Raw genomic sequence first — 3,462 nt, 5'->3', positions numbered from 1 at the left:
CACAGGGTTTAGTGGGAATTTAGGGTTTAAAATGCCTAAAGAGTGGGCATTCGACCAATTTATTGAAATGACCGTGGGTAGAGGAGACATGTTGTTTCCAATTGATCAAGTTGCTTCTTCTGGACGAGATGCGGGAGTGAAAAATTTTGATATTGATTCTAGTCAGAAAGTGAATACTATCAGTCATAATATATTGAATGGATTGAATTTGCAGGACTTTTTCAAAGAAGTTATTATTGTGCCCAATAAGATATATGAACAACATTTAGGTGCAATTGATCTTTATTTAACAGCAAGGAACACTTGGTCTTCTGATTCAAAAGAAGGAACGGCTAAAATTGTGGTAACAAATGGTATTGCAGACATGAAAGTATACCTTAATCCAATACAAGAAACACTTGATAAGTACAATACTATTTTTAAAGACGTAAAAAGTAATAGTATTGAAAGTGCAATTAATCGATTAGGACCTACAGTAAAAAATGGGATAATTGAAACTGGTTTAGCTGCACGAAATGGGAAAATAGGAACGAAAATCATTGTGAAAAGTGAGTATAAAATAAAACGAAATGGGAAAACATTAACAGAAAGATTAGAATTGATTATTGAAATCTATGTAAATCAAAGTAATGTTACTCCGGTTCCTGTTGCAGACTATGAACTGGTAACGAAGTCAGTTGAAAATAATAGTATGCCGGAAATTTTTGAGACAGTAGGTGGAATAGCTGTTATAGCGGGAATTATATATCTGCTCCCTGTAGAAGTAATAGGAATTGGTTCAGTAGCTATTGCGTCTGTTTTTATATCTGTAATCACGTGGGGAAAAGAACTAATTTCTTGATAAGCAAAACAATTACAGAATTCCTTACCAGTGGTGCCAGTCAACTGTTTAAGGAGTTGAATTTCAGGAGAATTATAAGTTAGGTGTTTTAAATAGTTAAAAGCAATTAGATTGGTTATAATAGTTCCAATCTAATTGCTTCTTATTTAATACACTATATTTAAATATTCTGTAATAATTGATACTATGAAAAAAATTTCAGTAAGTAAAAAGCTAATATATCCTACTTTTTTATAAATTACAATGTTTGAAGGAAAAACTACAAATTTTTTTTCTTCTGAAGGATTAGAAATAGACCATTTATTTATAGCGGACTTTGTTTTTTTTAAAAATCGGAAATAATTAGCAACTAAGATAAAAGAGGTGAAGGTGGCTAGTACTTGAAAAATTATTCCAAGTTTAACAAGATTATTATTGCTACCTGAATTTGAAAAAATCAAGAATAATCCACCCGTGGCTAATATAATCCAAAGAATGTAAAGAATCCAAATAAATACATATATTTTTTTTTCAAAAGGATAAATTAAATAGAGCGGGTGATCTTTCAACTTGATTTTACGATAAGAGTTTTTTTTATAAAACATTTTGACTTTAATTTTATATAAAATAAGTGAAATGTAGCATAATAGAATAAAAAAACAAGTAAGACTAAGAAAAGGGTAGTTTGCTATCATGATGATACCTCCAATATTTGCTAGTATTTAGGGATCTGTTACAAAGTTTTAGTAAAATCAAATTAGACAAACAATTATTGGGAATAAAATTGAATAGAGTCGATTTAAAAGTATTTCCGATTGTAAAGTCTATTAATTTTTATCAAAACTAAACTTTGAAATAGAATTGTATTTTCGTCGATGTGTTTCATCAGGATTATAGCGTATATCGAAGTAAAAATAAAGTATATAGTAAAATCAAATCATAATAAATTGTTAATTATTCTCGAATATGTTAATTTTGTATTAGCGAACGGATTTTAACAGAAATTTAAAGGAGTGTATAAATTTAAGGTTAAAATGAAAAAGAATGTACTCACTTGTTGTTAAATATGAGTGGTACACAAAAAAATCGTTTGAAATGACAGGTGTCTAATCTTTTTTAGTCAACCCTTCCTTAATTTAACGTGTTTTAACATTTCGCAGGAAGTTTATTTTGATTTAGATCGATTTTATTATGAGAAAATTTTTAATTTAAAGGTTAAAATGCGTTAGGGAATTTGTATGGATAATTTATCTATATAGAAATATGAGTGTTATATTGTTAACCAATAATCAATTTTATTAGTGTTTTAATTGATGATTTTAAATTTTGGAACACGATAGTTTCACTTACATTTTCAAAAATCTAAAAAACATTTGCTTTTCACCTTTACTAATATATTCATATTATGTATAATAAAATTAAAATATATTGGAGGTCGTTTTATGAAAAAAATATTGTAAGTTTAATTTTTATGTTGTCAACATTGTCAGTAATTGTACTTCCCTCTTTTTCAGGAAATACAGTAGCACATGCAGATGAATCTAATAATTCAGATGTGGTTATTTATGATAAATTTGGTATAGAAGTTAGCCCCGAAATTAGCTCTAACCTTGTAACACGAGCAGTTGTCCCGCCAACAACAGTTAAATGGCTTAACAACTCTGCATCTTATCAGTCAGAAAATTTTTCGGGATCGGGAACTAGATATAGTGGAATTTCCTTTTCTTCTAGTACTACAAATAACTTTAGACTAACCTTTAGATTAGGTGGATTTGGTGTAAATACTATAGCTAATCCAGGAAACCCTTCTAATGTTAGTCAACGTTATAATTTACCTTTAAGCGGATCACCGTATACAATAAATACGTCAGGGTATTTCTATTTTCTTGTCGATAACCCTAGAACTGGACAGAACTACCATGTACAGGGGATTCAATAAGATGCTAAGAGAGTAGGTGTATACTATGAAAAAAACAATTAATAGAAAACTGTTTTCTTTATTTATTATTGTATCTCTGAGCTTTTTAGTTCTCATAGGGATTTATTTTACTCGAAATATTTATACATCCTATAAAATAAATCGAGATACACCAATTACAAGTACTGTTACAGATAAAAATGGGAATATTATTGATCCATTAGAGGATTAATGTCATTAGAATAGATATTTTTCTAAGAAATCTATTCTGTAATATTAACTATAAATTCTTAAAAATTATTCTTAATATAGTTACTTTGAAAAAAAGGTAGTCAAGAACTTATAAGTTATTGACTACCCCTTTTTTATTGTGACTAGTAATTTTAGTATGGCGCACTTTAATGGTGGCACGCAAACCTACATAAACTACTTAAGTTAAATCAATCAATAGATTACACCCTATTGGTTGATTTTAATTCCCTAAATAAATTTTTCTAATGACCACCCATACTACACTCTAGATAGTTCTAAAAATGGGATTAAAAACAAATGACAATAAAGTATACCCTATTGTCATTTGTTAAAATGTAAAATATAAGCTAGTGCTAATTAGATTTTGCTGCAAGTCTTATCGATACAAATTCCCTTTAGGCGCTTGGGACCTCGCTTACAAATATGTTTAACACGATACACAATAAAATCTATGATTATCAAAAAACAGCGG

The 3,462-nt window shown here is 28.8% G+C and carries 3 protein-coding genes and 1 pseudogene; 3 read left to right on the top strand and 1 reads right to left on the bottom strand.

Annotated elements, in window-relative coordinates:
• Positions 1 to 841: pseudogene (locus MHI00_RS17690) on the top strand (hypothetical protein); the annotation flags it as partial.
• Positions 842 to 987: 146 nt separating this feature from the next.
• Here MHI00_RS17690 and MHI00_RS17685 read toward each other — a convergent pair.
• Positions 988 to 1,515, bottom strand: a complete 528-nt coding sequence (locus tag MHI00_RS17685; protein WP_034558301.1) for a hypothetical protein — start codon at positions 1,513 to 1,515, stop codon at positions 988 to 990.
• Between the two features lie 776 nt (positions 1,516 to 2,291).
• On the opposite strand from MHI00_RS17685, the gene MHI00_RS17680 reads away from it, so the two are divergent.
• The gene (locus tag MHI00_RS17680; RefSeq protein ID WP_056998958.1) at positions 2,292 to 2,759 is read left to right on the top strand and encodes a hypothetical protein; all 468 of its coding nucleotides are present in this window, start codon (positions 2,292 to 2,294) and stop codon (positions 2,757 to 2,759) included.
• Between the two features lie 25 nt (positions 2,760 to 2,784).
• On the top strand, positions 2,785 to 2,970 hold the full coding sequence (locus MHI00_RS17675; RefSeq protein WP_034558299.1) for a hypothetical protein: 186 nt from the start codon (positions 2,785 to 2,787) through the stop codon (positions 2,968 to 2,970).
• The last annotated feature ends 492 nt before the right edge of the window (positions 2,971 to 3,462 follow it).

It is taken from the genome of Carnobacterium sp. FSL E2-0243 (assembly GCF_038003605.1).
Classification (GTDB): domain Bacteria; phylum Bacillota; class Bacilli; order Lactobacillales; family Carnobacteriaceae; genus Carnobacterium; species Carnobacterium maltaromaticum.
Note: the sequence above shows the minus strand (reverse complement) of the source record. Positions and strands in the feature narration are given on the sequence as shown.

Coding starts and splice junctions, on each gene's coding strand:
- MHI00_RS17685 (WP_034558301.1), bottom strand. CDS start 1,515: ATGATAGCAAACTACCCTTTTCTTAGTCTTACTTGTTTTTTTATTCTA.
- MHI00_RS17680 (WP_056998958.1), top strand. CDS start 2,292: ATGTTGTCAACATTGTCAGTAATTGTACTTCCCTCTTTTTCAGGAAAT.
- MHI00_RS17675 (WP_034558299.1), top strand. CDS start 2,785: ATGAAAAAAACAATTAATAGAAAACTGTTTTCTTTATTTATTATTGTA.